At 42.6% G+C, this 530-nt stretch carries 1 protein-coding gene; it reads left to right on the top strand.

Annotated features, from left to right (window positions below; translation table 11 throughout):
* Nucleotides 1-448, top strand: a 448-nt coding sequence (locus tag CWB76_RS18975; protein WP_171039661.1) for a trimeric intracellular cation channel family protein, incomplete at its 5' end; no start/stop codon positions are given.
* Between the last annotated feature and the right edge of the window lie 82 nt (nucleotides 449-530).

Below are 530 nucleotides of genomic sequence, written 5' to 3'. Positions count from 1 at the left end.
CGTATTTTGGTTACACGACCAAAGCTACTTCTACGCTATTTTGGTGGCGGTTCTGGTTACTACACGACTGATCAATAAGCAAAAATCCATTCCATACTATGTATTGCAAACCGCTGACGCGTTTGGCTTAGCCTTTTTTGCGGTCATGGGAGCGCAAAAAGCGCAATTGGCTGGTATGCCAGATATGACGGTTGTGATTATGGCTGTAATAACCCCCTGTTTTGGTGGGCTTATTCGCGACGTGCTTGCCCGCGATATTCCAATGCTGCTTAAAGGTGAGCTGTATGCTATTACCTGTATTGCTGGTGGCATTGTCTATACCTTAAGTATCAACCTATCGTTAACGGTGGAAGTGGCAATGATTCTGAGTATGCTAATGACCTTATTGCTACGTTTTTCGGCGATTAAATGGAAGATTATATTACATGTTTTTAAATATCCTGACTAAACTGTGTAAATACAGCTGTTAACTAGGGCCTGTTGATCTTTGCGGATTAAGGTCTGTTCAAACTAGGGGCGATTTAATCGCG

The sequence above is a fragment of the Pseudoalteromonas sp. S1609 genome, from assembly GCF_005887255.1.
GTDB lineage: Bacteria > Pseudomonadota > Gammaproteobacteria > Enterobacterales > Alteromonadaceae > Pseudoalteromonas.
The sequence above is the reverse complement of the archived record's forward strand: the minus strand, read 5'-3'. Positions and strand labels throughout refer to the sequence as shown.